This window comes from Embleya sp. NPDC025285 (genome assembly GCF_055558835.1).
The window spans coordinates 26,555-53,398 of record NZ_JBVHLU010000020.1 but is presented as its reverse complement, the minus strand read 5'-3'; the positions used below and the strand labels follow the sequence as shown (position 1 = coordinate 53,398).

General features: G+C 72.4%; 22 protein-coding genes and 1 pseudogene. 5 read left to right on the top strand and 18 right to left on the bottom strand.

Annotated features, from left to right (window positions below):
- The first annotated feature begins 830 nt into the window (after positions 1-830).
- Together ACZ4FV_RS15875 and ACZ4FV_RS15870 are read left to right on the top strand one after the other, a co-directional pair.
- Positions 831-1,154 carry a hypothetical protein gene (locus ACZ4FV_RS15875; RefSeq protein ID WP_395871442.1) on the top strand — a complete coding sequence of 108 codons (324 nt, stop codon included), beginning with the start codon at positions 831-833 and terminating at the stop codon, positions 1,152-1,154.
- 138 nt (positions 1,155-1,292) lie between these two features.
- The gene (locus ACZ4FV_RS15870; RefSeq protein ID WP_395871440.1) at positions 1,293-2,129 is read left to right on the top strand and encodes an alpha/beta fold hydrolase; all 837 of its coding nucleotides are present in this window, start codon (positions 1,293-1,295) and stop codon (positions 2,127-2,129) included.
- Between the two features lie 162 nt (positions 2,130-2,291).
- Here the strand turns inward: ACZ4FV_RS15870 and ACZ4FV_RS15865 are convergent, their stop codons facing one another.
- On the bottom strand, positions 2,292-3,398 hold the full coding sequence (locus tag ACZ4FV_RS15865; protein WP_465322783.1) for a glycosyl hydrolase family 18 protein: 1,107 nt from the start codon (positions 3,396-3,398) through the stop codon (positions 2,292-2,294).
- A gap of 224 nt (positions 3,399-3,622) precedes the next feature.
- Positions 3,623-5,086, bottom strand: a complete 1,464-nt coding sequence (locus tag ACZ4FV_RS15860; RefSeq protein WP_465322782.1) for an FAD/NAD(P)-binding protein — start codon at positions 5,084-5,086, stop codon at positions 3,623-3,625.
- 156 nt (positions 5,087-5,242) lie between these two features.
- Between ACZ4FV_RS15860 and ACZ4FV_RS15855 the strand changes: the two genes are divergently transcribed.
- Together ACZ4FV_RS15855 and ACZ4FV_RS15850 are read left to right on the top strand one after the other, a co-directional pair.
- Entirely contained in the window at positions 5,243-6,331 is a 1,089-nt protein-coding gene (locus ACZ4FV_RS15855; RefSeq protein WP_395871433.1) for a LuxR C-terminal-related transcriptional regulator, read from the top strand.
- Positions 6,332-6,488: 157 nt separating this feature from the next.
- Positions 6,489-7,800, top strand: a pseudogene (locus tag ACZ4FV_RS15850) (ROK family protein).
- Here ACZ4FV_RS15850 and ACZ4FV_RS15845 read toward each other — a convergent pair.
- The 11 genes from ACZ4FV_RS15845 to ACZ4FV_RS15795 form a co-directional block, all read right to left on the bottom strand.
- A complete protein-coding gene (locus tag ACZ4FV_RS15845) occupies positions 7,755-8,408 on the bottom strand; it encodes an RraA family protein (protein ID WP_395871427.1) in 654 nt (217 codons plus the stop codon). The pseudogene ACZ4FV_RS15850 and the gene ACZ4FV_RS15845 overlap by 46 nt on opposite strands.
- Entirely contained in the window at positions 8,405-9,934 is a 1,530-nt protein-coding gene (locus tag ACZ4FV_RS15840) for a class I adenylate-forming enzyme family protein (protein WP_465322781.1), read from the bottom strand. The genes ACZ4FV_RS15845 and ACZ4FV_RS15840 overlap by 4 nt, the downstream gene beginning before the upstream one ends.
- A gap of 225 nt (positions 9,935-10,159) precedes the next feature.
- Positions 10,160-11,779 carry a hydantoinase B/oxoprolinase family protein gene (locus tag ACZ4FV_RS15835; RefSeq protein WP_465322780.1) on the bottom strand — a complete coding sequence of 540 codons (1,620 nt, stop codon included), beginning with the start codon at positions 11,777-11,779 and terminating at the stop codon, positions 10,160-10,162.
- Complete coding sequence (locus tag ACZ4FV_RS15830) at positions 11,776-13,917, bottom strand: hydantoinase/oxoprolinase family protein (protein WP_402232709.1); 2,142 nt, start codon at positions 13,915-13,917, stop codon at positions 11,776-11,778. Before ACZ4FV_RS15830 ends, ACZ4FV_RS15835 begins: the two co-directional genes overlap by 4 nt.
- A gap of 120 nt (positions 13,918-14,037) precedes the next feature.
- On the bottom strand, positions 14,038-14,343 hold the full coding sequence (gene fdxA / locus ACZ4FV_RS15825) for a ferredoxin (protein ID WP_395871419.1): 306 nt from the start codon (positions 14,341-14,343) through the stop codon (positions 14,038-14,040).
- Complete coding sequence (locus ACZ4FV_RS15820; RefSeq protein ID WP_465322779.1) at positions 14,340-15,404, bottom strand: 2-oxoacid:ferredoxin oxidoreductase subunit beta; 1,065 nt, start codon at positions 15,402-15,404, stop codon at positions 14,340-14,342. The genes fdxA and ACZ4FV_RS15820 overlap by 4 nt, the downstream gene beginning before the upstream one ends.
- On the bottom strand, positions 15,397-17,265 hold the full coding sequence (locus ACZ4FV_RS15815) for a 2-oxoacid:acceptor oxidoreductase subunit alpha (RefSeq protein ID WP_402232715.1): 1,869 nt from the start codon (positions 17,263-17,265) through the stop codon (positions 15,397-15,399). Before ACZ4FV_RS15815 ends, ACZ4FV_RS15820 begins: the two co-directional genes overlap by 8 nt.
- A 656-nt stretch (positions 17,266-17,921) precedes the next feature.
- Positions 17,922-18,680 (bottom strand): class I fructose-bisphosphate aldolase, encoded by a 759-nt coding sequence (locus tag ACZ4FV_RS15810; RefSeq protein ID WP_465322778.1) that lies wholly within the window; start codon positions 18,678-18,680, stop codon positions 17,922-17,924.
- 87 nt (positions 18,681-18,767) lie between these two features.
- Entirely contained in the window at positions 18,768-19,178 is a 411-nt protein-coding gene (locus tag ACZ4FV_RS15805; RefSeq protein WP_395871411.1) for a nuclear transport factor 2 family protein, read from the bottom strand.
- The gene (locus ACZ4FV_RS15800) at positions 19,175-19,672 is read right to left on the bottom strand and encodes a VOC family protein (protein WP_395871409.1); all 498 of its coding nucleotides are present in this window, start codon (positions 19,670-19,672) and stop codon (positions 19,175-19,177) included. Before ACZ4FV_RS15800 ends, ACZ4FV_RS15805 begins: the two co-directional genes overlap by 4 nt.
- Before the next feature lie 212 nt (positions 19,673-19,884).
- The gene (locus ACZ4FV_RS15795; protein ID WP_402232721.1) at positions 19,885-21,084 is read right to left on the bottom strand and encodes an aromatic ring-hydroxylating oxygenase subunit alpha; all 1,200 of its coding nucleotides are present in this window, start codon (positions 21,082-21,084) and stop codon (positions 19,885-19,887) included.
- A 185-nt stretch (positions 21,085-21,269) separates the two neighbouring features.
- Here ACZ4FV_RS15795 and ACZ4FV_RS15790 point away from each other — a divergent pair, with 185 nt between their 5' ends.
- On the top strand, positions 21,270-22,283 hold the full coding sequence (locus ACZ4FV_RS15790; RefSeq protein WP_395871405.1) for an aldo/keto reductase: 1,014 nt from the start codon (positions 21,270-21,272) through the stop codon (positions 22,281-22,283).
- A gap of 75 nt (positions 22,284-22,358) precedes the next feature.
- Here the strand turns inward: ACZ4FV_RS15790 and ACZ4FV_RS15785 are convergent, their stop codons facing one another.
- The 5 genes from ACZ4FV_RS15785 to ACZ4FV_RS15765 all read right to left on the bottom strand — a co-directional run bounded on the left by ACZ4FV_RS15785 (position 22,359) and on the right by ACZ4FV_RS15765 (position 26,751).
- Complete coding sequence (locus tag ACZ4FV_RS15785; protein ID WP_402232810.1) at positions 22,359-23,366, bottom strand: hypothetical protein; 1,008 nt, start codon at positions 23,364-23,366, stop codon at positions 22,359-22,361.
- Positions 23,367-23,501: 135 nt separating this feature from the next.
- Positions 23,502-23,888, bottom strand: coding sequence for a VOC family protein (locus tag ACZ4FV_RS15780; protein WP_331771502.1), 387 nt, complete (start codon positions 23,886-23,888; stop codon positions 23,502-23,504).
- Between the two features lie 78 nt (positions 23,889-23,966).
- Entirely contained in the window at positions 23,967-24,356 is a 390-nt protein-coding gene (locus ACZ4FV_RS15775) for a VOC family protein (RefSeq protein ID WP_395871400.1), read from the bottom strand.
- Positions 24,341-25,732 (bottom strand): FGGY-family carbohydrate kinase, encoded by a 1,392-nt coding sequence (locus tag ACZ4FV_RS15770; RefSeq protein WP_402232726.1) that lies wholly within the window; start codon positions 25,730-25,732, stop codon positions 24,341-24,343. Before ACZ4FV_RS15770 ends, ACZ4FV_RS15775 begins: the two co-directional genes overlap by 16 nt.
- A 2-nt stretch (positions 25,733-25,734) precedes the next feature.
- Complete coding sequence (locus ACZ4FV_RS15765) at positions 25,735-26,751, bottom strand: zinc-dependent alcohol dehydrogenase (RefSeq protein ID WP_395871396.1); 1,017 nt, start codon at positions 26,749-26,751, stop codon at positions 25,735-25,737.
- Between the last annotated feature and the right edge of the window lie 93 nt (positions 26,752-26,844).

Below are 26,844 nucleotides of genomic sequence, written 5' to 3'. Positions count from 1 at the left end.
CGTTGACGCGGGCGTACGGCCGACGCGAACGCTGCCTTCGGCCTTCGGCTGAACCGCGCCTCGCGATCTCCGCCCCGCGTGCTCGCCTCGATGGACGCGGTAGCAGTCCCGCTGCCGGCACCACGATTTCGAACGCCGCGGTCCTGGTCGCCGCGGAGCGCGACCGGACGCCCCGAGTGAGCTTCGCCGGCCCGAGCGTCGGCTCCACCGGACCGCCGCCGCCCGGCACCGGCCTCGCTGCGACCGAGCCCGCGCCGCCGGTGTCGTCGGGTCCGGATACCCGATTTTGCTGGGCCCGGATACCCGAGCCGCATGCCCGCGCCCCGGCCGGCGAAGCCCGTTCGACCTCCCGGAGCGCGGCTGCCCGGGACCCGGCCCGACCGGGGCTGCCCGGGACCCGGCCCGACCGCGGCTGCCCGGGACCCGACCCGACCGGGGCTGCCCGGAGCCGGCCCGACCGCGGCCGAGCCCGCGCCGCCGGCGGTGTCCTTGGCCCGGGGTCGGACCGGAACGCTCGCGCCAGCGACGCCCATTCGGCTTGCGGGTCGTGGTTGGGCGGGATCCGCCCCGGCTGAGGTGCCGTTGAGGGTGCGTCGTGTCGGATGGCCCGGTTTCCGAGGGGGCGCCGATGGCGGCGATCGCAGGTCGGGTGCGAGATGGGCCGCTGAATGGGTGAACTTTTGTTGCCCGGCCGACCAGTTGGGGAGGGACCCATCGGAACGAGGTTCCACCGCGCCCCGGTTGTGTCGCCGACCGATCGGGGGCGGGGGTCCACTGATCTCGAACTCGCCTGCGCGGAGAGTTCGTTGCCCGGGAATCGGAGAGCATCGATGCGCTTACTCGAACACTTCGGCCGAATCACCCTGACCGTCGGTGTCGCCCTCGCGCTGGGCGTCACCTGCGTCACGAGTGCCCAGGCCGCCACCGGGACGCTGACCTATGTGTCGGTGACCGGGGACGACTTCACCCTGTCCGATCCGGAGAACGGGGAGTGCTACCTGCTGTTGCACGGGGCCACGTGGGTGGACAACGGCACGGACACCCACGCGCAGTTGTACGGCGATCGGGGTTGTGAGGAACCCATGGCATCGCTCCCGCCGGGCACGGCGGGGGGCTTCGATCCGACGGTGCCGCACAGCGTGCGGTTCGGGTGATCCGACCGGGTGTCGGGGAGGAGGTGTGCACGGACGCGTCCTTCCCGACACCTGGCGGGTGGTTGCTTGACAGAGCACTGGCTAACGGTGTTAGCTCTGCGGCGGAAGGCATCACCACACGGACGCATGGGGGAAGACATGACGGAGTTCCTGGAGGTCGACGGCGGCCGGCTCGCCTACGACGTGAGCGGGCAGGGTCGATTGATCGTGCTCGCACCCGGCATGGGCGACACCAGATCGGCCTACCGTGAGGTCGCCGAGCGACTGAAGGCGTCCGGATACCGGGTCGCCTGCGCGGACCTGCGCGGCCACGGCGAATCCACCGTCGGATGGGCCTCCTACACGCGTACCGACACCGCCGGCGACCTGCTCGCGCTGATCCGGCACCTGGGCGGCCCCGCCGTGATCGTCGGCCACTCCTTCTCCGGCGGCTCGGCCACCATCGCCGCCGCGCGGGAGCCGGAACTGGTCGACGCGATCGTGGAGATCGCCCCCTTCACCCGCGCCCAGAAGGTCGACGCCAAGGCCCTGCTGCGCAACGGCCGCTACCGCAAGGGCATGACCCTGCTCATGGGCGCCGCCGTACTGCGCAATGTCGGCCTGTGGAAGCGCTACCTCGACCACGCCTACCCGGATCCCAAGCCCGCCGGCTACGCCGCACACGTCGCCACCTTGGACACCGAACTGCGCCGGCCCGGCCGGATGGCCGTGGTTACCAAGATGGGCCAGTCCGCGCCCACCGATGCCGGCGCCGTGCTGGGCGACATCCGCTGCCCGGCCCTGGTGATCGAGGGCACGCTCGACCCCGACTGGCCCTCCGCCGAGGCCGAGGGCGCGGGCATCGTCGCGGCCATGCCCGAGGGCCTGGGCCGCCTCGAACTGGTCGAAGGCGCGGGCCACTACGCCCACGTGCACTTCCCCGACCGCGTCGCGGAAGCCATCCGAACCTTCCTCGCCGCCGAGGTCCACAGCTGACCGACCCCCCGACCGCGCGTGGTGACCAGGCGTCCCGATTCGGCGTCCGCGCCCGACCGCACCTCGAACCCGGCATCGCGGGGCCCCGCACCCGGACTCCGCGTCCCGCCCCCGAGCCCGTCCGCCCGTCCTGCTCTCCGCTTCCGCTCCCCGTCTCCCGAATCAGCGCTCCCAGCCTTCGGCGAGTACGCCCCACAGCGCGGGATCCTCGAAGCCCAGGGCCCACAGGCCGCTGCCCCGCACACCGTGTGTGCGCATGATCGCCAGATGGGCGGCGACACCCTTCGCGTCCTGGTACCAGACCTCGTGGGTGTGTCCCTGGTCGACGTAGGTGAAGTGCGGGGTGCCGGATTCGGGGTCGAGGCGGTAGGTCGCCTTCTTGTCCAGGCGCAGCGCCTCCGCCTCCAGGGTGGTCAGGTGTTTGGCGCGGTCGGTGGAACCGACGGTCCAGTCCCAGCCGTACGCCGGCAACGCGACCTCGATCCGGTCGACCGGGACGGCGTTCGTGGCGTGGCGGAGGAACTCGTCGTACCACGCGAGGGAGGACAGCGGTCCGGGTGCGCCCTCGGCGTGGTGCAGGTTGTAGCCCATGATCCGCAGGCGGTCGACGACGCCGCCCAGGTGCGCGTAGTCGTAGGCGTGCCCGGAATCGCGGGTGTAGGGCAGCACGGTGACCACGCACTGTTTGCCGATGGTGTGGAGGCGTCGACACAGCTCGCTGGCGAGGGTGTTGTAGCCGAGGCGGACTTGCCCGCGCAGGTCCTCGTCGTCGGTTTCGGCCATGCGTTCGTAGTCCAGGTCGACGCCGTCGTAGCCGGGGCTCTCGGCGAGGCGGACGAGGGTGTCCACGTGTGCCGTGCGGCGGGTCGGATCGTTCAGGAGGTCGGCCATGGCCCGGGCGTCGAGGGTTTCGGTCACGGTGGGCACGACCTTGATGCCCCGGCTGTGGAAGCCCTCGACGATGCGCTGGTCGCCCGCTCCGGGATGGGGAGCGATGGTGGTCTCGGACGTGGCCTGGTACCAGAACGGACTGACGGTGTGCAGTTGGGCGGCATGCGCGAGCGCGTCCTGGTAGGCGGCTTCGCCGCCCCAGTGGGGCAGCCAGGCCGAGGTGACGCGTGCGGGTGCCGGCGCCGGTGCGGTGGATGGCGCGGGTCGAGAGCCCGGTGCGGCGGCGTCGGTCCCGGCGCCCGCGATGCCGGTCGTCAGTACGAGGGTGGCGGCAAGGACGCCCGCGAAGCGCGTGCGGTTGGCCGAGGCTGTGCTCATGCCCCGACCCTGTTGCACACCGGCGGTGTCCGACACCCGGCCCGCCGACGAAGGCCGGAATCGGACCGATCGGCCCAACCGATCGGCCCGACCACCCGCCCGCCGCGCCGCGCGGCCGGGTGGTCCCGTACGGGACGAGTCGTGGATGCTCACCGGCCGCGTCTTCCCAGGCGGCCCGAGTCCCCACGACCGCGCCTCGGATGGCCGGCGACACGTCCGCGGCTTCAGGACCGCGCGGCCTCGCGGCCCTGTCCCCGCAGTGCCCGGGCGGTCCCGGACGCCTGGGCGGCGATCGCGGGGATGCTCGAGGTGATGAACGACCCACCGCCCGCCAAGTCCCCGACCACATGCAGGTGCGGGTCGACGGGGACCAGCCCGCCGGCCGGATGGCGCGTGGCCAGTCCGCTGTCCACCAGGGAGCGCACCAGTTGCCGGGCCGCGGCGGGGACGGAATGCGGTGCCGGGTTCACGGCGTTGACGACGGTCGTCGTGGTCCGCTCGCCGCTGCCGGTGCGCACCCGGAACCGCCCGCCTGCCGGCTCGATCGCGTCGACGCCGCGTGTGACGGCGAGTTGGCCGGAATCCAGCAGCCCCATCAGGATGGACGCGTTCACCGGAACCATGGGCGACACCACGCTGTTGACCGTGCGCACGTGGCGGCGCAGCCACGTGCGGTCGGCCTCGGGCAACAGCCGCCAGGCGTAGGGGCCGACGCTGTGCGCCGCCTCCTGTAGGACACGGCGGCCGACTCGCGGATCGTCGATGGACGCGATCTGGCGCCGGAGCCGCCGGACCGGATCCTCGGTTGCGGCGCTGCCCAACACGGCGGCGAACCCATCGAAGTCCTCGCCCACTTCCGCGAGTTCCTCGCGCATGAGGCCGATGAGGTCGTCGAGCGAAACGTGCCCCCGCGCCCGGCGCAGCTCGGTCACCCGGTCGGCGGTCACGTGCCGCGGGCGCCTGTCGGTCGGACGCTGCCAGACGTGCGGCAGCACTCCGCCGCGCGAGAGCATGGTGATCCGGCCCGTGTGGCCGCGTGCGGCCAGCGCCACGACGACGTCCACGGCGGTCAGGCCGCTCCCGATGACCGCCACTTCGTCCTCGGCCCGAACGCGGCCGAGTGTGTCGGCGAGCGGGTAGGGGTCGGCGGTGAAGCCGGGATTGCCGGCGAGACCGTAGAGGTCCGCGGGTGTTCCACCACCCACACACAGCGCCACGTCGGTGACTTCGTGTTCCTGCGCGTCGTGTGTACGCAGTACCAGGCGGGCGGCGGAACGCACAGCCCCGGTCACCCGGGCACGCACGAGGCGTACCTCCCAGCCGTGTTCGCCCAGGGCCGCCATGGCCTTCTCCGCGGTGTGCTCGAGGTACTCGCCGTAGAGCGCCCGGGGGACCAGCGGCCGGCCCAGGAGCTTGTCGTCGTAGTCCGCGCCGCGTTCGCCCAACCAGGCCGCGTAGTGGCCGAAATCGCCGTTGCGGATGGACATGATGGCCGGTGGAGCGTTCACCAGGACCGCGTCCAGGTCCGGGCCGTAGGGCCGTCCCCGCCACGGATGGGGTGACGGGTCGAAGACGGTGACCGTTCCCCTCGTGCCCGCGGCGGCGCCGCTTCGGGCGGCGGTCGGGGCTGCCAGGGCGTCCAGGAGGCCGACCGCTGCCGCGCCGCCTCCGATGATCGCGATGTCCATGTTCTCCCTCTCCGGTGGTCGTGTCATCGACCTTGGCGGGAGCGGTCCGCCGGTCCCATCCCGCACGGACGGGTGATCGGCCCGGAACAACCCCCTCGAACGGGGGGTTTACGCCGGGGAGGGCCGGCGGGCAGGCTGACCCGCGGAGGGATACCCATGAGCGAGCCACGCCGACCGGTGCCGTCGTTCGGCGAACGGGCGGTCGACGCTGTCGAGTTGTTCCGGATGACCTCGGCCGGGCTGCGGCGGCGGGTGCCGTTCGACTGTGCCGTGTGGACCGCCGCCGACCCCGAGACCGGTCTGATCACCGCGCCGATGCTGGTGGAAGACCTCGGTTCGGGTGAGGGCTGCGCCGCGTACTGGGAGAGCGAGCTCCTGGAGGAGAACGTCCTGCCGTTCCGCGACCTTGCCCGCGCGTCGGTACCGGCCGCCGCGTTGCGCGCGGCCACCGGAGACCTGCCCGGCCGTAGCACCCGTTTCCGACGGCTGTTGGCCAAGGGCGGTGTACACGACGAACTGCGCGCCGTACTGCGGATCGGGGATCGGCCGTGGGGCCTGGTGAGCCTGTTCCGCACCGCCGACGCCTTCCGCCCCGACGAGACGGCGGTGCTCGCCGAGTTGTCCCGCCCGATGGCCGAGCGGCTGCGCGGGTTCGCCAGGCCGGCCGCGTCCGTACGCGCCACCGACGCCCCCGGGCCCGGCCTGATCCTGTTCGACGAGTCGGGGGAGGCCACGTCGATCAACGACGCGGCCCGGCAGCACCTGGCCCTGCTGCCGGAGGGGCCGTCCTTCCCGTCACCGCTGGGTCTGCGGCTGCCCATCTGGGTGATCGGTACGGCCCTCCAGGCGCGGGCCGTCGCCGACGGCCGCGAGCACGGCGACGCGCGCATCCGCATCCGGACCGCGGAAGGCCGCTGGCTGACCTGCCATGCCTCGTGCCTGACCGGCGTCGGGGGCCGCCCCGGTCCGGTGGCGCTTGTCATCGAGACCGCCACGCTCGCCGACCTGTCGGTCCTGATCGCCGAGGCCTACGGCATGACCTCACGTGAACTCCAGATCACCCAGCTCGTCGCACGCGGGCTGACCACCGCCGAGATCGCCGCGACGCTGTTCATCTCCCCGCACACGGTTCGCGACCACCTCAAGACCGTCTTCACCAAGGCGGCCGTCTCCAGCCGAGGCGCGCTGGTGGCGCGCCTGTTCACCGAGCACTACTGGCCCGCCCTGCCGAAGCGAGGCGCCTGACGGGGCGACCCGACCCGTGCGACGCCCGGTCGTGGGCGGGCAAGAATGCCCCTGTGCCGCTTGTATCGTGACGGCGGGTCGCCGCGCGCCGGCGGCGACGGCCAGCGCCTGCGAGTGAGGGGTCGCGCAGATACGCGCATTCGACGGCAGTGATGTCGTGGTCGGGCTCGATTTCGGAGGCACCACCTTCAAGTCCGCGCTCATCGAGCGGGACGACACCCACGAGTTCGTCGGCCGACACCGGCCCGAGCGCGCGGGGGGCCGAAGAGGTCGTGGCCGGCATCCTCGACCACGCGGCGGAGTCCGTGGCCGAGGATGCCGGTGGGGCGCGGTGGTGCGTGCGGTCGGGGTCGCCTCGTGTGGAGTGGTGGACGAGGCGGCGGGGGTCGCGGCCTTCTCGGCGGCCTACAAGTGGCGCGACGTGCCGCTGCGCGAGCGGCTCGCGGAGCGGCTGGGGCTGCCGGTGGCGCTCGGGCACGACGTACGGGCCGGCGGCGTCGCGGAGGCGCGGTTGGGCGCGGGCGTCGGGCACGACGTGTTCCTGTCCGTGCGATCGGCACCGGTGTGGGGGCGGCCGTGATGATCGGCGGTCGCCCGTTCGTCGGAGCGAACTGGCAGGCGGGCGAGATGGGGCACATGGTCCTGCGCCCGGGCGGCAGGCGGTGCGGGTGCGGGCAGCGCGGGTGTGTCGGCACCGTGGCGGCGGGCCCGCCATGGAGCGGCGATACGGCGAGCTCACCGTCGACCCCACGCGCGGCGTCGACGCCGACGGCGTGGCCCGCCTCGCCGCCGCCGACGACCCGATCGCGGGTCGGGCATGGGCCGAGATGGTCGACGGGCTCGCGGAGACCTTGGCCGCGTCCGTGTCGATGCTCGATCCCTCCGCCGTGGTCCTCGGTGGCGGGATCGCCCGCTCGGGCGAGTTGTCGTCGCGCCCGCGGCGCGCGGAACTCGAACGGCGCCTGACGTTCCGGGTGATGCCGCTGCTGCCGGCGCGCTTCGCGAACGAGTCGGGTTCGCTGGGCGCGGGGTCGCTCGCCTGGGACCTGTCGGCCGCCCCGCCCGCGCCCGCCCCGCCGCGTCGGCCCCGAGGGCGAGCAGGCGCGAGTCGCGGTTGGCGGGGGCGCGTTCGGGGTGGGTGTGCACCGACAGCCGACGAGCGACGGCCATCGGAAACGGCCTCGCGCGGCGATGGCGGCTTGCCATTGGCCGCGTGGGCGCGCGGATCGGGGTCGCGGACACAGGGGGAGCGGGCGCGCGGATCGGGGTCGCGGACAAAGGGCGCGCGAGCGCGCGTGGATCGGGGTCGCCGGACAAAGGGCGAGCCGATTCGTCGTGTTCGAGAATTCACCCTCGGCACGAGCGCCCGGCCCGTGCCCGGCCCGAGTCGACCGTGCTGCCGGGTCGGGGAGCACCGCCCGGGTCAGCGGCTCCGGAGGCGGGTGATCGCCTCGGCCTTCGGGGTGTAGGCGCGGGGCAGGCGCAGGCCGGCCGTCAGGGCCGCCAGCACCTCCTCCTCCGCCCGGTGGTAGGCGAGCGCGTCGGCGAGCAACGTGTCCGCGTCGGCGGCCGGCAGCGCCACCGCGCCGCCGTCGTCCAGCAGGATCGGATCGCCGTCCGCGAGCGCGGTGTCGCCGATCTCGATCGGACCGCCGATCTCCGCGACGTGCACCGCGCCCCCCGGGCCGGCCGTCGCCTCCGCCAGCGCCCACAGCCGCAACCCCAGCCGGGCCACCGCCGGTATGTCCCGGACGCTGCCCTCGACCAGCGCGCCGACCGCCCCTCGGCCCAGCGCGGCGGCGGAGAGGATCTCGCCCCACACCGCACCGGGAGCCGCGTCCGCGCCCGCGATCACCACGACCCGCCCGGTCAGGTCCTCCGCGAGCAGCGCGTGCAGCGGTTTGAGGCCGTGCGCGCCGGCGCCGGCCGCGATCCGGACCGTGCGGGCCACACCCAGAACCGCCGCGTCGCCGCGATGGAACGGCCGCAGCGGCGGGGTCAACCAGCCCGTGCGGCCCCGGAGTTGGAGCAGGTCGGCGAGTGCTGCGGTGGCAGGCGGCGACGATGTGCCGGTCACGGTGTGGTCCTCTCGGTCAGCAGGAACTTGCGGATCTTGCCGACGGAGGTCCTCGGCAACTCGGCCACCCGCTCGAAGCGCACCGGGCGCTTTGCCTTGGCGAGCCGCTCGGCGCACCAGTCGGGGAGATCGTCGAGCGCGGCCGGGCCGGCCTCGGGCACCGCAACCACGAACGCGACCGGCACCTCGTCGCGCACCTCGTCCGGCGCGCCCACCACGGCCGCCTCCAACACCGCCGGATGCTCGGCGAGTACCGCCTCGATCTCCACGACCGAGACGTTCTCCCCGGCGACCTTGAGCACATCGCCGCGCCGCCCGGCGAAGTGGAAGTAGCCCTCCCGGTCCACCCGGGCGCGGTCGCCGGTGACGAACCAGCCGTCCCGGAAGGCGGCGGCCGTTGCGGCCGGGTCGTCGAGGTAGCCCGCGAACAGGTTCACCCCGGGCTCGCCGCCGACCACGATCTCGCCGTCCGCCACCGATGCCCCGGTGGCCGCGTCGTGCACGGCCACCACGCAGCCGGGGGTGGGCCGACCCATCGAGCCCGGGACCGGCGCGCCGGCGGGGTTGCTCAGCACCGCCGGGATCGTCTCGGTCATCCCGTACAACTGGCGCGGTCGACAGCCGCCGAGCAGCGCCGCGAACCGCTCGTACTGGTCGTCGGTGACGTTCTGCGCGTACCAGCAGTTCCGCACCCGCAGCCCGGGCGGCGCGTTCCGGGCGCCGGTGCGGGCCAGGATCATCCGGATCGGCGCGGCGAACAGGCTCACGTGGGTCACCTCGTGCCGCGCGGCCTGCGCCACGAACCGGCTCGCGGAGAACGCGGGCAGCAGTACGACGCTCGCGCCGACGGTGATCGCGGCGGCGAACGAGTAGTACTGCGCGTTCGCGTGGAACATCGGCAGTACGACGAACTGGCGGTCTGTGGGCTCGAGTTCGGCGGCCTCGGCCATCACGGTGCCGGTGAAGGCATAGTTGGCCTGGGTGACCATCACGCACTTGGGCTCGGCCGTGGTGCCGGAGGTGAACATCAACCCGGCCAGGTCGTACGGGCCGGGTGCGGGCGTACCCGCGCTCGGGGGCCGGCCCAGCAGGAGCGTCAGGTCGGTGTCGTCCTCCGTCACCTCGACCACCGTCGTGCCGGTCTCGGCAGCGGCCGCCCGGTAGTCGGCGGCCCGTTCGGGCGCGCAGAAGCCGAGCCGGGCCTCGGTCCGGCGCAGGTGCGCGGCCAGTTCCGGGGTTCGCGCGGAGGGGTCGGAGCACACCATCGCCGCGCCCAGGCGGACCAGCGCGAGCCACAGCGCGACGTACGCCGGGCAGTTGCGCAGCGCGATGCCGACCCGGTCGCCGGGCCGGACACCCCGGGCGATCAGCCCGCCGGCCACGCGCGCGACGAGGGCGTCGAACTCGGCGTAATCCCAGCGCGTCACCGCCCCGTCGGGCGCTTCCCAGATCAAAAAGGGCGCGTACGGGTGGGCCGCCACCGTGTCGGACCAACGCGCCGCGAAGGTGGGCGGAACGGACGCCATGGCGACCTCCAGAACATCGACCAAGCAAGCGAAAAACCGAAAACCAACACCAGCCAAGCCTCGCAGTCCACCCCCATACCCGCCCCGCCCACACTCACCCGGATCCACACCCGCCTGCCCCAACCAACGCCCGTCCCACGGACCCACACCCGACAACCACAGGCCGACCGGTCACCACGCGGCGCGCGACCCGAGCCGCGCGCCGCGATCACCCCGAGCCGGCGCCTACACCGCGCTCACACCCGCATTCGCACCCACACCCACACCCGCAGCACCCGTCTCCCCGACCGGGGTCCCGTAGCCGCCGCCGCCCGGCAGCTCCAGTCGCACCACGTCTCCCGGCTGGAGGGTGATCCGAGCCTGGGTGCGTACCGGTTCGCCGTTGACCAGGAACCGACCGGTGGCGCCCTCGCCGCCGCCGAAGATTCCGCGCGGGCCGCGGGCGAGTCGGCTGGCCACCGCGTTGAGGACCCACGGCGAGGGCGAGTCGACGGTGAACTCGATGGTCTGGCCCATCCCGCCCTCCTGCGCGCCCGCGCCGCCCGAGCCGCGGCGAAGCTCCTTGCGCAGGAAGCGGATCGGGGCGGACGCCTCGACCACCTCCAGCGGTACCGCGGAAACCCCGGTCGGATACGACGTGGTGGACAGGCCCGGCTTGCCCGTCCGCGCGCCGACGCCGCCCGCGTAGGTGAACATCGCGGTGATGAACGGCTTGCCCTCCGCGTCGTGCCCGCTCACCTGCATCGTCCACACGGCCGCCGAGCCCTCGGCCATCACCGCCTCGGGCAGCGCCTGCGACATCGCGTTGAGCAGCGGCATCGGCAGGAACATGCCGACCACGTGCCGCGCGGTGCACGGCGACGGGGACACCGCGTTGACGATGCTGCCCAGCGGCGCCTCCACCTTGATCGGCGCGAGCGACCCGGCGTTGTTGGGCACGTCCGGGTTGAGCAGGCTGCGCAGGGTGAACGTGGTGTAGGCGTGCGTGTAGTTCTTGACCACGTTGATCCCGAACGGGCTCGCGCCGGACGAACCCGCGTAGTCGACCAGGATCTCGCCGGCGTCGGGGTCGATGGTGACCGCGACCTTGATGGTGATCTCCGAACCGTCCGCGAGGTCCAGGATCGACGCGGCCTCGTACGTGCCGCCGGGCAGCGCTCGGATCGCCCGCCGGGTGGCCTCCTCGGAGCGGCGGATGACCTCGTCTCCCAGGTCCTCGATGTCATCCAGCGCGTACGCGTCCAGCAGCGTCTTCAGCCGTGCCGCGCCCACCTCGCCGGAGGCCATCTGGGCGTGCAGGTCACCGGCCATGTGAGTGGGCTGCCGGACGTTGGCGAGTACGAAGTCCCAGACCGGCTCGTTGCGTTCGCCGCCGACCATGAGCTTGCTGATCGGGATCCACAGGCCCTCCTCGAACACGTCCCGGGCACCCGCGCCGATGCCGTAGCCGCCGACGTCGGTGTGGTGGATGGTCGAGCCGAAGAACGCGATCACCCGCCCGCCGCGCCAGACCGGCACCAGGACGGTGACGTCGAGGAGTTGACCGGCGGTCTGGTACGGGTCGTTGGTCACCAGCACGTCGCCGCGGGTCAGCGAGTCGACCGGATGCCGGTCCAGGATGTTGCGACACGCGATCGCGAGCGAGTTGATGTGGCCCGGTGTACCGGTGACGGCCTGGGCGACCATCCGGCCGCGCCGGTCGAACAGCGCGTTCGCCAGGTCGCCGGCCTCACGCACGATCGGGCTGAACGCGGCCCGCTGGAGGGCCTTGGCCTGCTCGTTGACGGTGGCGACGAGGGAGCCCCACAGGACCTCCAGCTCGATCGCGTCGAAGGTACGGGTCACGCGGATCCCTCCTCGGTCGTGGCGGTCGTGGTGGCAGCGGATGTGGTGGCAGCGGATGTGATGGCGGTGGCGATGATCGAACCGTCCGGCGCGACCTCGCAGGACCAGCCGTCCGGGATGACCGATGTGGTCTCGCGTTCCTCGACCAGCGCCGGTCCGACGAAACGATCGCCCGCCCCCAGTTCGGCGCGCCGGTAGACCGGTACGTCCACAGCGGGCGTACCGAGCCGGAAGCGGGCCGCGCGACGCCGGTTCGGCGTGGGGCTGCCCGTCCCGACCGGCACCGTGGGCACCTCGAAGCCGGGTGCGTCCGACCACGCGGCGACCCGCCAGGTGACCACCTCGACCCCGACGTCGGGGATCCGCAGGCCGTAGATCTTCTGGTACTCGGTGTGGAACTGCTCGACGGTGTCCGCGAGCGAGGTGGGCCACGCGTCGCCCTCGCCGACCCACAGGGTGATCTCGTTGCCCTGGCCCTCGTAGCGGGCGTCCAGGCCGTAGCGGAAGCTCACGTCGCCCGCCTGCGCACCGGCGGCGGCGAGCACCCGGCGCGCCTCCTGCCGCATGTCCGCGAGCAGCGTGTCCCGGTCGGCGGACACGCTCTCGTCCAGGGTGCGGACCATGCTCCGGGCCAGGTCGATGCGGACCGGGCTGACCAGGGTGCCGAACGCGGACAACACGCTCGCGTTGACCGGGAAGATCACCCGAGGTGCCTCCAGGAGCGTGGCCACCCCGCACGCGTGCACCGGTCCGGCGCCGCCGAACGCGATCAGCGCGATGCCCCGCAGGTCGATGCCGCGCTCCACCGCGTGCATCCGCGCGGACGCGGCCATGTTCTGGTTGATCACCTCGTACACCCCGACCGCGACGTGATCCGCGTCCGAGCCCGCGCCGAGCCGCTCGGCCAACGGCGCGAACGCGGTACGGGCGGCGGGGAGATCGAGCGGCATCTCGCCGCCGAGGAAGTACTGCGGATCGAGCAGGCCGAGCACCAGGTCCGCGTCGGTGGTCGCCGGGATGGTGCCGCCCCGGGCGTAGCCGACCGGGCCCGGGTCGGCGCCGGCGGAGTCCGGGCCGACCTTGAGCAGACCCAGTTCGTCCACCCGGGCCAGGCTTCCGCCGCCCGCGCCGATCTCGACCAGGTCGACCGAGGGGATCGAGCAGGGGTAGCCCGAGCCCTTCTTGAACCGGTAGACCCGGGCCACCTCGAACGCGTTGGTCAACTCCGGCCGGTAGTCCTCGATCAGACAGGACTTGGCGGTGGTGCCGCCCATGTCGAAGCAGAACAGCCGCTCCTCGCCCAGCCGTCGGGCGTACCAGACGCCGGCCAGGGCACCTGCGGCCGGACCGGACTCGACCAGTCGGATCGGTACCCGGCGGGCGTCGTCGGCGGAGACCACGCCGCCGTTGGAGAGCATCATCAGCACCGACGCGCCGAAGCCCTCGGCGGTCAGCCACTCCTGAAGTTCGGCCAGGTAGGGGCCGATCACCGGCATGGTGGCCGCGTTGCACGCGGTGGTGACCATGCGCGGGTATTCGCGGATCTGCGGGGTCACCTCGTGCGACGCGCACACCGGCACCGACAGCCGCTTGGCCAATCCCTCGGCCACCGCGCGTTCGTTGGCCGCGTTGGCATACGAGTTGAGCAGGCACACCGCGACGGCCTCGACGTCGTCGGCGGCCAACCGCGCTGCCAACGCGTCGAGTTCGGCCTCGGCGGGTGCGGTACGGACCTCGCCGGTCGCGGTGGTGCGCTCGTCGATCTCGAAGACCAGTTCGCGCGGGATGGGCGGGGCCGGGAACTCGATCTGGAGGTCGTACATGTCGTAGCGGTGCTCGTTGCGGATCTCCAGCGTGTCGCCGAAGCCCGAGGTGGTCACCAGCGCGGCCCGGCCGGTCTTGCCCTCGATCAGGGCGTTGGTGATCAGCGTGGTCGCGTGCACGATGGGCCGGGTGATGTCGGCCGGGGTGATGCCGGCCTTGGTCAGTGCGGAGGTCACGCCCACGCGGACCCCGCCGAGCGGGGCGGACGGGGTGGTCAGCGTCTTCTCGACCACCACGCGGCCGGTGTCGGCATCCAGCAGGACCACGTCGGTGAAGGTGCCACCGATGTCTACGGCAAGGCGCCAGTCGGTCACGTCAGGCCTCCTCTTCTTCTCGGTGTGTCCGGAGTGTTGTTTCGGTGTGTCGGGGCGCGTCCACGCGTTCGGCGCCCGTGCGGCCGCCGCGCACGCGATCGGCGCCCGAGCCGGTGGCGTTCATCCGCTCGGCGCCCGGGCCGGCAGCGCGGTCACGGCCGGCGGGTCGGACACCGGTTCGGCGTCCTCGCGGCCCGCCGTGGCCTCCCCGGCGGCGTCCAGGTGCCACAACCAGTCGGCGGGCAGGTCGTCCACGTGGTAGATCGCCTCGACCGGGCAGACCGGCTCGCACGCGCCGCAGTCCACGCACTGCTCGGGATGGATGTAGAGCATGCGGTCGCCCTCGTAGATGCAGTCGACCGGGCATTCCGCCACGCACGTAAGGTCCTTGACGTCCACGCAGTTCGCGCCGATGACGTACGTCACGCGGGATCACCTCCGGCCGATCTCGGTTCGGGCACCGTCCAGGTGTCGCCGCCGCCGAGCAGGTCGGCGACACTGCCCGGCCCGCGCTCGGCGAGCGCGCGCCGGCCCTGTTCGAGCACCTGGCGGTCGTACGCGGGCCGCCGCACGCTGCGGAACACCCCGATCGGGGTGGGTCCACCCGCCTCCGGCAACCGGGACAGCGCGAACGCGGGCACCGGGTCGGCGGTGTGCGCGTCGTGCGTCACGGCGGTGTCCTCGGGACCGCCCGGCCGCAACCCGCCGCCCGGGTCGCGCACCACCGTGCGGGCGCCGTCCGGCCCGTAGCGCATCGGCTCGCCGTGTTCGAGCCGCAGCAGGAAGTCGTCCCGAATGCCGGGCGTTTTGAGCTGCTCGAACGCGCCGTCGTTGAAGATGTTGCAGTTCTGGTAGATCTCCACCAGTGCGGTGCCCTCGTGCGCCGCCGCCGCGCGCAGCACCGAGGTCAGGTGCTTGCGATCGGAGTCGATGGTGCGGGCGACGAAGCCCGCCTCGGCGCCGAGCGCGAGCGAGACCGGGTTGAAGGGGTGGTCGAGCGAGCCGGCGGGGGTGGACTTGGTGATCTTCCCGGCTTCCGAGGTCGGCGAGTACTGACCCTTGGTCAGGCCGTAGATCCGGTTGTTGAACAGCAGGATCTTCAGGTTGACGTTGCGCCGCAGCGCGTGGATCAGGTGATTGCCGCCGATCGAGAGCGCGTCGCCGTCACCGGTGACCACCCAGACACTCAAATCCGTTCGGGAGACGGCCAGTCCGGTGGCGATCGCCGGGGCACGGCCGTGGATCGAGTGCATGCCGTACGTGTCCAGGTAGTACGGGAAGCGGCTGGAGCAGCCGATACCCGAGACGAAGACGATGTTCTCCCGGCGCAACCCGAGTTCGGGGAGGAAGCCCTGTACGGCGGCCAGGATCGCGTAGTCCCCGCAGCCGGGACACCAGCGCACCTCCTGGTCGCTGCGGAAGTCGCGGGCGGACAACGGTTGTTCAGCCGTCGGCCCGGCGATGGTCAGGAGTGGTGACTCAGACATCGGCGGCGACCTTCTCGATCGCGGTGCGCAGTTCGGCCACCTTGAACGGCATGCCGCGCACCTGGGTGAGGGATTCGACGTCGACCGGGTACCGGGCACGCAGCAGGTGCGCGAGCTGACCCAGATTCATCTCCGGGACCAACACCCGCCGATACCGGGCGAGCAGGTCGCCGAGGTCGGCCGGCAGCGGGTCGAGATGGCGCAGGTGGGTCCGGGCCACCGAGCCGCCCGCCGCGCGAACCTCGGCGCACGCGGCGGCGATCGGCCCGGCCGTGGAGCCCCACCCGAGCACCAGTACCTCGGCGGTCCCGTCCGGGTCCTCCACGGTGAGCGGCGGCAGATCGCGGGTGATCCCGTCCACCTTGGCCCGCCGGGTGCGCACCATGTACTCGTGGTTGGCCGCGTCGTAGGAGATCTCGCCGGTGCGGTCAGCCTTCTCCAGGCCGCCGACCCGGTGCTCCAGACCGGGCGTCCCGGGTACCGCCCACGGCCGTGCCAGGGTGTGCGGATCGCGCAGATAGGGCTGGAAACACGGCCGGCCGGCCGCGTCGACCGCGTTCGGCCCGGTGGCGAACGCCGGGTCGATCGTCGGCAGTTCCTCCAAGTCCGGGACTGGCCACGGCTCGGATCCGTTGGCCAGGTAGCCGTCCGAGAGCAGCACGACCGGCGTACGGTAGGTGACCGCGATCCGGACCGCCTCGACCGCCGCGTGGAAGCAGTCGCCGGGCGAGGAGGCGGCCAGCACCGGGACCGGCGACTCGCCGTTGCGCCCGTACAACGCCTGGAACAGGTCGGCCTGTTCGGTCTTGGTGGGCAGCCCGGTCGAGGGGCCGCCGCGCTGGACGTCGACGATCACCAGCGGCAGTTCGAGCGAGACGGCCAGTCCGATCGTCTCCGCCTTGAGCGCGAGCCCGGGGCCGGACGTGGTGGTCACTCCCAGGGCGCCGCCGAAGGCCGCGCCGAGCGCCGCCCCGACACCGGCGATCTCGTCCTCGGCCTGGAACGTGGTCACCCCGAAGTGCCGGTGCCGACTCAGCTCGTGCAGGATGTCGGAGGCCGGAGTGATCGGGTACGAGCCCAGGAACAACGGAAGTTCGGCCCGGTCGGCGGCGGCGATCAGCCCGTAGGCGAGGGCGCGGTTGCCGGTGATCGTACGATGCCGACCGGGAGTTCGCGGAGCGGCCGAGACCTGATATCCGCCCGCGAACGACTCGGTGGTCTCACCGAAGTTCCAACCCGCCGTGAATGCCGCGACGTTGGCGTCGGCCAGTTTCGGTCGGGCGGCGAACTTCTGCCGCAGGAATGCCACCGTGGCCTCGGTCGGGCGGTGGTACAACCACGACACCAGGCCCAGAGCGAACATGTTCTTCGCCCGCTCGGCGTCCTTGCGTGGCAGTTCGAACGCGCGCAGCGCCTCGACGGTCAGGCCGGTCAACGGCACCGCGTGCAGCCGGTATCCGGCCAACGAGTCGTCGATGAGCGGGTTCGTGCCCGCCGGGTAACCCGCCTTGACCAGATTGCGCGGGGTGAACTCGTCGGCATCCGCGATGATCTGCGCACCACGCGGGAGATCGGGCAGGTTCACCCGCAGCGCGGCCGGATTCATCGCGACCAGCACGTCGGCCGCGTCGCCGGGGGTGGTGACCCGATGGTCGGCGAACTGCACCTGGAAGGCGGAGACGCCGTGCAAGGTGCCCGCCGGGGCACGGATCTCGGCCGGGAAGTCGGGAAAGGTGGACACGGCGTTGCCGAACAGCGCGGTCTGCGCGGTGAACCGATCCCCGGCAAGCTGCATGCCGTCGCCGGAGTCACCGGCGAACCGAACGACCACCCGGGATACGGATATGACCTGTTGAGACATGATCGCGACTCCTGATCACAGGCATGGCGAAGACAACACCTGGCACAAAAGAAAGAAAAAACCCGGGACGACCAACCAACCCAACCCGCCCCCCACCACCCAACAACCAAGCCGCCCTGCACCCATCAACCCGGTCCCGCACCATCCACCCGGTCCGGCACCTTCTCAGCCCGTCCGACATTTGAGGACAAGCAGGCCGCAGGCCGGCCATGCACGCGGCCCGGCCCGTTCACCGGGTCCGGCACCATCAACCTGGTCCGGCACCATCAACCCGGTCCGGCACCATCCACCCGGTCCGGTACCTTCTCAGCCCGTCCGGCGTTTGAGGACAAGCGGGCCGCAGGCCGGCCATGCATGCGGCCCGGCCCGTTCACCGGGTCCGGCACCATCCACCTGGTCCGGCACCATCCACCCGGTCCGGCACCTTCTCAGCCCGTCCGGCGTTTGAGGACAAGCGGGCCGCAGGCCGGCCATGCACGCGGCCCGGCCCGTTCACCGGGTCCGGCACCATCCACCCGGTCCGGCACCTTCTCAGCCCGTCCGACGTTTGAGGACAAGCAGGCCGCAGGCCGGCCATGCACCCGGCCCGGCATCCATCCAGCCCCCCGGCGCGTGAGGACACGCGTTCGAGGATCAAACCGGCCCGCAGCCCGAAATCAACCCCCCACCGCTTCGCGGTGAACGGCTTCGCGGTGAACCGCATCGCGCAACCGCTCCACCAGCAATTGCGGCTTGGCCGACCCCCACACGTTCCGGCCGAAGGCCACCCCCGCACCACCCGCCTCGACCACCCCGCGAGCCAGCGCGACGACCTCGTCCTCGCTGTCCGACTTCGGCCCGCCCAGTGCAACGACCGGCACCGGACACGCCGCGACCACGGCGGCGAACTCCTCGGGCCGGCCAGGGCACACCGTCTTGACGATGTCCGCGCCCAGTTCCGCGCCGATCCGCGCCGCGCGGGCCACGTTTTCCGTGGTCCACGGCACCGCCTTGCCCCACCCACCGGGGATCATCTCGGCCATCACCGGCAGGCCGAGCTGTTCGCACTCCGAGGTGAGCCGGGCCAGCCGTTGCAGCGACAGGTGTTCGTCGGGCGCACCGGGAAACGCCAGCACGACCACACAGTCCGCGCCCAGCTTCAGCGCCTGCTCGGGCAGGTGCATGATGTCGGTGACGTCACCGGGCGCGAAGTCGCCCAACTCCGAGGCGCCGCCGTCGATCCGCAACACCAGCCCGGAATCGGCGAACGTGTCCGCGTAGGCCCGGGCCAGATGCCAGGTCGCCAGCACCGCGTCCGGCCCGCCGGCCGCGATCTGCGCCATCGGCTCGCCCAGCGGCGGCCCCTCGCCCATGTAGGCGGCGTGGTCTATCGCGACGAACACGGCGCGGCCGTCCGCGCCGAACATCCGGCGCATCCGGCGGAGCTTGCCTGCCCCAGTGGCGGAAAAGGTGTGCACAATCGTTCCCTTCGATGGTCGATGGTCGATGGTTGGCGGCAGTGATCAGCGGTTCTCGGTGCCGGCGACCTGCCGCTCGAACTCGGCGCCGTCCCAGTAGTCCACGCGATGCGCGATCAGGTCGGCCACCACACGCAGTCGGAAAACCCCACGGATCCGCACCGGTTCACCGGTCGTCGAACCGCGCGGGCGAAAGGTCATGGTGTACGCGAGGGCGGCCCGATCACCGTCCACGAGCAGGTCCTCGACGGCGTACCGCAGACCCTCGAACTCGGCCAGGAACACCGGCAGTCGCTCGCGGTACGCGGCCCGCCCCCGCAGGCTCCGGCCCAGCGCCGAGGTGTGCTCGTTGTGGAAGTCCTCGCTCACACACGCCGCGATCTGCTCCGGATCACCGGAGTTGAGCGCCGCGACATACGCCTCGACGGCCTCCCGGGTCCGCGCCGGGTCGCTCACGCGTCGGCCCGGTCGCCCCGGCCCACCCGATCGTCCCGGTCCGCCCGGTCGCCCCACAACTCGCGGACCTCCGCGAACACCCGCTGGTTGTGCGAGATCTCGACGACATTGCCGTCCGGGTCCTTGAGCGCGCAGATATAGCCCACCGGCGGCGGCACGTCCATCGGCTCCCAGTGCAGGCATCCGGCCGCGCGGGCCCGGTCCGCGATGGCGTCCACGTCCTCGCGGGCGGCCACCTCCATGCCCAGGTGCGCGAACGGCGTCAGTTGCGGCTGCGGGTTGCCCCGGTCCTTGTCGAAGGCGACCAGGACCAGCACGAACGGGGTCTGGACCTGGTTGGGGTTGGACAACCACGCGTTCGAGCCGGCGGCATCGCTGTGCCGTGAGACCACCACCAGCGGGGTGAAGGAGGTGTAGAACTCGATCGCCGCCTCCAGGTCGGACGACGGCAGCGCGATATGGGTCCAGCGGGCCTCGGTCAGCGTCGGTTCCATCGCGGTGGCTCCTCTCACGTTCCGGTGTGTCGGGGTTGGTGCACTCTGCGGCGAGACGCACGCGAAGGGTCGGTCGATGTCATCGACCTCGGTCGATGGGCCAATCGTCCGTCGGCCGATCGGTCAAACCGACCGCGGCCGATCGGTCAAACCCACCGCGGTCGATCGGTGAACCGACCGTCGGCCGATCGGCCGGGCAGACCGTCGACCGCTCACTTGATCGGCCCGTCGAACTCGTCCGCCGCCAGCGGCGTGGCCACGTCCTGCCGGATCTGCCGCATCATGTGCTGGGCACGGCCCTCCCACGCGCTGGGCGGACCGACCCGATAGAACGGCGAACGCAGGTTCTCCATGAGCACGGTCACCATGTCCGTGTCCTCCTTGTTCGTCAGCTCCAGGTTGACCAGCTCGCGCTCCTGGAGCTCGATGTCGTCGGTCAGCCCGTAGATCCGGGAGAACAGCCGGGTCCGGTCCGGCGCGAGCGGGTCCGCGCGGACCATGATGAGCTGGGACGCGTAGGGCAGCGGCGTCAGATTGGGATAGACGAACTCCGCGTAGCTCCCGCGCAGGTCCTCCTCGCCCAGGTCGGTGCGCCCGAGCGACATGTCGTACGCGTCGCTGTGCGGCTTGTACCCGCTGGTGGTCCGGCCCTCGAAGCGCACGATGGTGTCCATCTGCTTGCGCACCTTGTTGAGCCGCCGGTGCACGAACCGCACGTGGTAGTCGTCGTTGGAGTTCTCCACGAACGCCTTCCAGTTGAACGGGTACTCCTCGTCCAACTCGCGGTGGTAGCGGTGGTACTCGCCGATCTTGTACGCCGTGTAGCGCGGCAGCAGCGGCGCGATCCACTCCTCGAACGTCGGCGCCTTGTGCGACAGGCACGCGAACACCAGCTTGTCGAAGGCCACGTGCACCCGGATCGGCACCAGGCCGTACTGCTGCACGGGGAAGTCCGGACCGTACATCCGGTTCATGTCCGGAATCGACAGCAGCTTGCCGTCGAGACCGTAGGTCCAGGCGTGGTACGGGCAAGCGAACGCCTTGCCGCAGTTGCCCGCCGCGCCGAACGCGACGCCCGAGGCACGGTGCCGGCAGTTGTTCAGGAAGCCCTTGATCGAGCCGTCCCGCTGCTTGACCACCAGGACCGACTGGCTGCCGATCCGTCCGGTGATGAAGTCGCCGGGCCGGCGCAGGTCCTCCGTGTCGCCCAGCCACACCCACGAGCGGGCGAACACCCGGATCATCTCCAGGTCGAACAGGTCCCGGTCCCAGACCTCCCACGGCTGCAACATCTCGCTCGGCAGGGGAGCGACCACGAGCCCGTCGCCCTCTCGCGCCGCCGCGGTCCGGCGAAGTTCCGCCACCCGCTCGTCCAGGGCAAGTTCCGCAGCCCCAAGCTGGTCAGTCGGCACAGCTTCCTCCCCGTCACCTGGGATGTTTGCGATACGACCGAAGGTAGGCGCCGGGAAACGGCCCCGATATGTGCTTGAGGCACGAACAAACGGCCCGTGCGCTGCGCCGGGACCACATCGGTGCACACGCGCCGCCGTGCCAGCCTCGGGGGAGGACGTCCGATGATCACCTTTGGAGGGCACCCGTGGAGTACACCTCGCTCGGTCGCACCGGCATGCGGGTCAGCCGACTGTGCCTGGGCACGATGATGTTCGGCGCGTGGGGCAACCCGGACCACGACGCGTGCGTCCGGATGGTGCATCGCGCGCTCGACGCCGGGATCAACCTGGTGGACACCGCCGACGTGTACGCGTTCGGCGAGAGCGAGGCGATCCTGGCCAAGGCGCTCAAGGGGCGGCGTGACGACGTCGTGTTGGCGACCAAGTTCGGCGAGGCGATGGACCCGGACGCGCCGCTGCACCGGGGCGCCTCCCGACGCTGGATCATCCGCGCGGTCGAGGACAGCCTGCGCCGCCTGGACACCGACTACCTCGACCTGTATCAAATGCACCGCCCCGACCCGAGCGCCGACCCGGACGAGACGCTCGGCGCGCTGAGCGACCTGATCCGCCAGGGCAAGGTGCGCGCGATCGGCTCCTCCGCACTGCCCGCGGAGGCCATCGTCGAGGCGCAGTGGGTGGCCGAGCGGCGCGGGCACGAGCGCTTCACGGTGGAGCAACTCGCGTACTCGGCGTTCGCCCGGCATGCGGAGACGGCCGCACTGCCCACGTGTGGGCGGTACGGCCTGGGCGTGCTGGTGTTCAGTCCGCTCAATGGCGGCTGGCTGACCGGCAAGTACCGTGCGGGGCAAGCCGTTTCGGCCGATTCGCGGGCCGTGCGCAACGCCGAGCACTTCGACCACGCGGACGCCGCGGTGCGGGCCGCGAAGACCGCGCTGGTCGAGGAGTTCGCCGCGATCGCCGAGGACGCCGGCTGCTCGCTGCCGGAACTGGCCCTCGCCTTCGCGTTGGCCCACCCGAACGTCACGTCGGCGATCATCGGCCCGCGCACCGAGGAGCAACTGGAGTCCCAACTCGGCGCCTGCGACGTGCGGTTGACCCCTCAGACGCTGACCCGCCTGGACGCCCTGGTGCCCCCCGGCACGGACGTCAACCCGGCGGATTCCCCCTACCCGCGCCCGATCCTGCACCGGGGCTGAGCTCCGGCCCGCCCGGGTGGGGGAACGCCTCCGCCGGTCCGGCGGCCTCCCACCGCCGACCGAACTGCCGACCGTCTACCGCCGGCCGCCCAGGCGGGCGCGCAGCAGGTTGGGGTCGGCGGCCGTGAAGAAGGCAGCGCTGAGCACATACACCTCGCGCCCGCGCATCGCGACGGACGTGGGGTTCTGCAGCCCGTCGCCGGCGACCAGGACGGTGCTCACGGCGCCGTCCGATCGCACCCGCACGACCCGGTTCGGGGCGTTGACCGCGGCGAGCAGCTCGTCGCCGGTCCCGGTGAACGCGATGTCGTCGATGCCGGCCAGGCCGGATGCCTTGACCTGCGGCGTTCCGGCGCGGTTGTCGGCGCGAATCGGAATGCGCAGCAGGGTGCCCCGGTCCAGATTGGTCACCCACAACGCGCCGTCGTGGACCTTCGCGCCGTTGGCCCCGAGGAATCCGGTCGAGGCGAGTTCGGGGGCGGTGGACCACGCGGTCGGCGTGCCGCCCGCGACCGGGACGGTCCAGATTGTGCCGAGCACCGAGTCGGCGATGTAGAGGCGCTTGGCCTGCGGATCCAGGGCCAGACCGTTGGGCACGCCGTCGGCGGGCAACGCGGCGATGCGCCGGGGGGCGCCGCCGGGGCGTATGCGCCACAACCCGGTCAGGTCGGCGGTGCCGGCCGCGTACAACACGTACACCGTGCCGTCGGAGGTGCGCACGATGCCGGTGGCCATCGGCGCGTCGAGAGCCGGCGGGTGCGCGCCGCCGTCGGCGGGCGCGGGCAGGGTCGCCAGGATGCGGGTCGTGCCGCGTGCGTCGACCCGGGCCACCTGGCGGCTGCGGGCGAAGGTGATGTACGCCGAGCCGTCGGGCGACAGGCTGATGTTCTCCGCCTGCTGCCCTGCGGCCAGGTCGAAGTGCGCGGCGATCCGGACATCGGTAAGCGGCCTGCCGGTCACCGGCGCCGCGCCGGCCGGAGCGGCCGTGACGAAGCGTAGGTCCGCAGCCCGACGTCCTCGGGTCGCAGGCCACCGCGGCGGGCGCGGAGGAAGTCGGCGAGATGCCCGTTGGTGTTCATGCAGTCGAGTATGCGAACCGTCGACGCCCGGCGCCGCACCCTGCGGGGGTACGGGTCCGCAGGGCGTGGATACGCCCGTACCCGCGATCAGGTGCGGATCGTGGGTACGGGCGTACGGCCGTCCGGGTGCGGCGTTACCTCACTTCTCCCACATCACGATCTGGTTCCCCCACGGGTCCAGGAACGAGGCGTGGTGCCCGCCGAACTCCTCCCAGAAGCACTGCTCCCACAGCGCGGTCGCGCCCAGCAGCACGGCCTTGTTCAGGTATTCGCTGGGTGCCGCGTCGACCAGGATGTAGACGCGGGCGTGCAGACCGGCGCGCGCCTGCTGGGGCAGCGGCGCCGGGTCGGGCACCTGGGCGACCTCGTCGTACAGGCCCAGGTGCAATCCCTCTCCGGGGACTATCTGGTGGAAGACGCCCTGCGGGCGCGGGTTGATGGTCCAGCCGAACAACTCGCGGTAGAACTCGGTGGTGGCGTCGACGTCGGGCGTGGGCATGTCGACGAAGACCAGGGTGTTGGTCATGCGGGGGTCCTTTCCGGGGGAACTCGGGTGTACCGAACGGGATGTGACGCGGCATCGGACTCGGGATCCGACGCGGGCTCAGACCTGGTGGGCGTGCCCGTGGGTGAAGTAGGTGCCCTTGTCGCGCCACAGCACGACCTCGTTGCCCCACGGGTCGCGGAACGCCGCGTAGCGGGCCTCGAACTCGGCCCACGGCTTCTCCTCCCACAACACGCTCGCACCGGCCGCGACCGCCTTGTCGAGGTAGACGGGCGGCTCGTCGACCATCACGTAGATGCGCGGCACCGGCCCCACCGCCGGGCGCGACTCGCGGCGGATCCCGAGGTTGGGCTTGACCCCCGGGAGCACCTCGCTGAACTCGCCGGCGGGTCGCCGCTTGAAGTCCCAGTCGAACAGCTCCGCGTAGAACGCCGAGGTGGCCTCCACGTCGGGGGTCGGCAGGTCCATGAAGATCACCGGATTGGGCACGTCGGCTCCTCGGAGGGGGTCGGAACGGGGGTGTCGGACGATGTGGGTGATGCGGCCAGGCGCGCCTGTGCGGCGTCGCCCAGTTCGAGGAAGCGGCGCAGACCGGCCGCGTACTCGGGGTGTGGGTGGGGATCGAGCACGGTCATCGCCGGTCGCGGCCAGTCGCCCGCCGACCCGGCACCGGGCGCGGGCCACCAGTGCGCCCCGGCGCCGGCCGCGAGCGCCGCGCCGTAGGCGGCGAGGTCGGTCTCCGCGGGCACCTCGACCGGCACACCCAGTACGGCGGCCTTGATCGAGCACCACAGCGGACTGCGCGCGGGCGAACCGGCGCAGACCAGCGTGTCCAGGCGGGCGCCCCGCGCGCCGAGTCCCGTCGCGATGTGCGCCAGGCCGTACGCGGTGCCCTCCAGCACGGCGCGGGCCAGCTCGCCGGGGCCCGCGCCCGCGCTCAGCCCGAAGACCTCGCCGCGCAGTTCGCGGTTCCATCGGGGCGCGCGTTCGCCCTCCAGATAGGGCAGTACCAGCACGCCGCGCGCGCCGGGCGGTACCGCGGCGGCCAGCGTGAGCAGGTCGCGCACGTCGCGCCCGGTCAGGTCGCGCAGCCACTCCAGGATCAGGCCGTGCGCGGCGACCGGGCCACCGACGATGTCGACGCCGGGCACCGCCGAGGGCAGCGCGTAGGCGTCCGCGGCGGGTGAGCCGGCGGCCACCGCGACGGCCAGGCCGCCGGTGCGCCCGCCGGGGTCCATCGCCCGGCCGGGCCGATCCAGGCCGCCCGCCCAGAACGCCAGGTACGCGTCCTGCGCGCCGGCCACCAGCGGGGTGCCCGCCGCGACGTCGTGCCCGGTGCCGACCGTGCCCACCACCGATCCGGTGGCCGCGATCGGTCCGTAGTCGGTCAGCGGCGGATCGCCGGGCCAGCGGGCCTGCGCGCGCTCCGCGCCGAACCGCGCGGCCAGCCAGTCGTAGAGCTGCCAGGCCCGCACGTCGGGTCCGTGCGCGGCGCGCAGCGCGGCGTGCTGCGCGTGGTGCTGTTCGACTGGTGAGCCGGTCGCGCCCGCCGGGTGCCGGCAGGTCAGCGCGGCATCGGAACCGGTGTGCGGCACGCCGTCGGGAACGGTGGTCGGACTCTGCCCGCCCAGGCACAGCGCGGCGGGACGGGCCGCGCCGGGCACGAGCGCGCGCAACTTCGCGAGCGCCTGCGCGGTGGCCGCGAACCACGCGTACGGATCGGCGTGTCCGGGCCGCCAGGTCGCCGCGCCGGGGTAGCCGGCGGTGGTCGCGCCCAGGACTGCGCCGGCCGGGTCGAGCGCGAGGGCGCGTACCGAATTGCTCCCGACGTCGACGCCGACGACGACCCCGGGGGTGCCGGCCACGCTCAGCCGCCCACGAGGACGCGATAGACCGGCGACTCGGCGGCCAGTCGGAAGGCCGCGTCGACGTCGGTGAGCGCGTACGTCGCGGTGACCAGCGCGTCCAGTTCGGCGGCGAGCCGGCCCGAGGCGATGATCGCGGCGGCCTCGGTCCAGTCCTGCGGCTCCTGGCTGTACACGCCGACGATGCTCAGTTCGTGGTGGTGCACGTGGTCCGGGCCGACCCCGGCCAGGACGTCCTTCGGGAAGGCGCCGAACAGCACCACGGTGCCGCCGTCGTCGCACAGGGACAGCGCGGTCTCCAGCGCGCCCGGGGCACCGGCGGTGACGAAGACGACGTCCTGCTTCCCGCCGGCGGCGGCCTCCTCCGGGGTGCTCGTCCAATCGGCGCCGGCCTCGCGGGCCTGGGTCAGGCGCTCCGGGCTGATGTCGATCAGCCCGACCGACGCGGCGCCCTTGAACCGGGCCAGGGCCAAGTGCAGGCGACCCATGTACCCGGCGCCGATCACCGCCACCCGGTCGCCCGCGCGCAGTCCGCCCAATCGGGCCGAGTGCGCGACGCACGCCAGCGGTTCGCCCATCGCGGCGTGCGCGATCGGCGCGTCGCCGGTACGGAACGCCTGGAGCGCCTTGACCTTGACGAACTCGGCGAAGCCGGCACCCATCGATATGGTGCCGTCGGCCAGCGCACCGCCCTGCGGTCGTTTGCACAGCGCGCTGCGCCCGCGCCGACACGACGTGCAGGTACCGCACCGGGTGAGCAGGTCGACGGTGACCGTGTCGCCGACGGCCGCGACTCCGGGCAGCCCGGCGACGGCGTCGCCGACCGCGACCACCTCGCCGGCGACCTCGTGGCCGGGGGCGACCGGGTAGATCGGCTTGGTGCCCAGGTAGAGCCGGCGCTCCATGGTGCACAGTCCGGTGCGCCCGACCCGCACGAGCACGTCCTCGGGCCCGACCTCGGGGACCGGCTCCTCGCGCAGATCGACCTGCTCGGGGGCGGTGACTACGGCAACTCGCATGTGGGGCTCCTCGGTTGGGGATTGGGTGGCGATCAACGGCGGGTGCGGAAATCGGGACGCGGGCGGCGGGCGAACTCGGTACGCGGGCGGCGT

Bases quoted from the DNA above. Each gene is read 5' to 3' on its own strand.
- ACZ4FV_RS15875 (WP_395871442.1), top strand. From the start codon at position 831: ATGCGCTTACTCGAACACTTCGGCCGAATCACCCTGACCGTCGGTGTC.
- ACZ4FV_RS15870 (WP_395871440.1), top strand. From the start codon at position 1,293: ATGACGGAGTTCCTGGAGGTCGACGGCGGCCGGCTCGCCTACGACGTG.
- ACZ4FV_RS15865 (WP_465322783.1), bottom strand. From the start codon at position 3,398: ATGAGCACAGCCTCGGCCAACCGCACGCGCTTCGCGGGCGTCCTTGCC.
- ACZ4FV_RS15860 (WP_465322782.1), bottom strand. From the start codon at position 5,086: ATGGACATCGCGATCATCGGAGGCGGCGCGGCAGCGGTCGGCCTCCTG.
- ACZ4FV_RS15855 (WP_395871433.1), top strand. From the start codon at position 5,243: ATGAGCGAGCCACGCCGACCGGTGCCGTCGTTCGGCGAACGGGCGGTC.
- ACZ4FV_RS15840 (WP_465322781.1), bottom strand. From the start codon at position 9,934: ATGGCGTCCGTTCCGCCCACCTTCGCGGCGCGTTGGTCCGACACGGTG.
- ACZ4FV_RS15820 (WP_465322779.1), bottom strand. From the start codon at position 15,404: ATGTCTGAGTCACCACTCCTGACCATCGCCGGGCCGACGGCTGAACAA.
- ACZ4FV_RS15815 (WP_402232715.1), bottom strand. From the start codon at position 17,265: ATGTCTCAACAGGTCATATCCGTATCCCGGGTGGTCGTTCGGTTCGCC.
- ACZ4FV_RS15810 (WP_465322778.1), bottom strand. From the start codon at position 18,680: ATGCGCCGGATGTTCGGCGCGGACGGCCGCGCCGTGTTCGTCGCGATA.
- ACZ4FV_RS15800 (WP_395871409.1), bottom strand. From the start codon at position 19,672: ATGGAACCGACGCTGACCGAGGCCCGCTGGACCCATATCGCGCTGCCG.
- ACZ4FV_RS15780 (WP_331771502.1), bottom strand. From the start codon at position 23,888: ATGACCAACACCCTGGTCTTCGTCGACATGCCCACGCCCGACGTCGAC.
- ACZ4FV_RS15765 (WP_395871396.1), bottom strand. From the start codon at position 26,751: ATGCGAGTTGCCGTAGTCACCGCCCCCGAGCAGGTCGATCTGCGCGAG.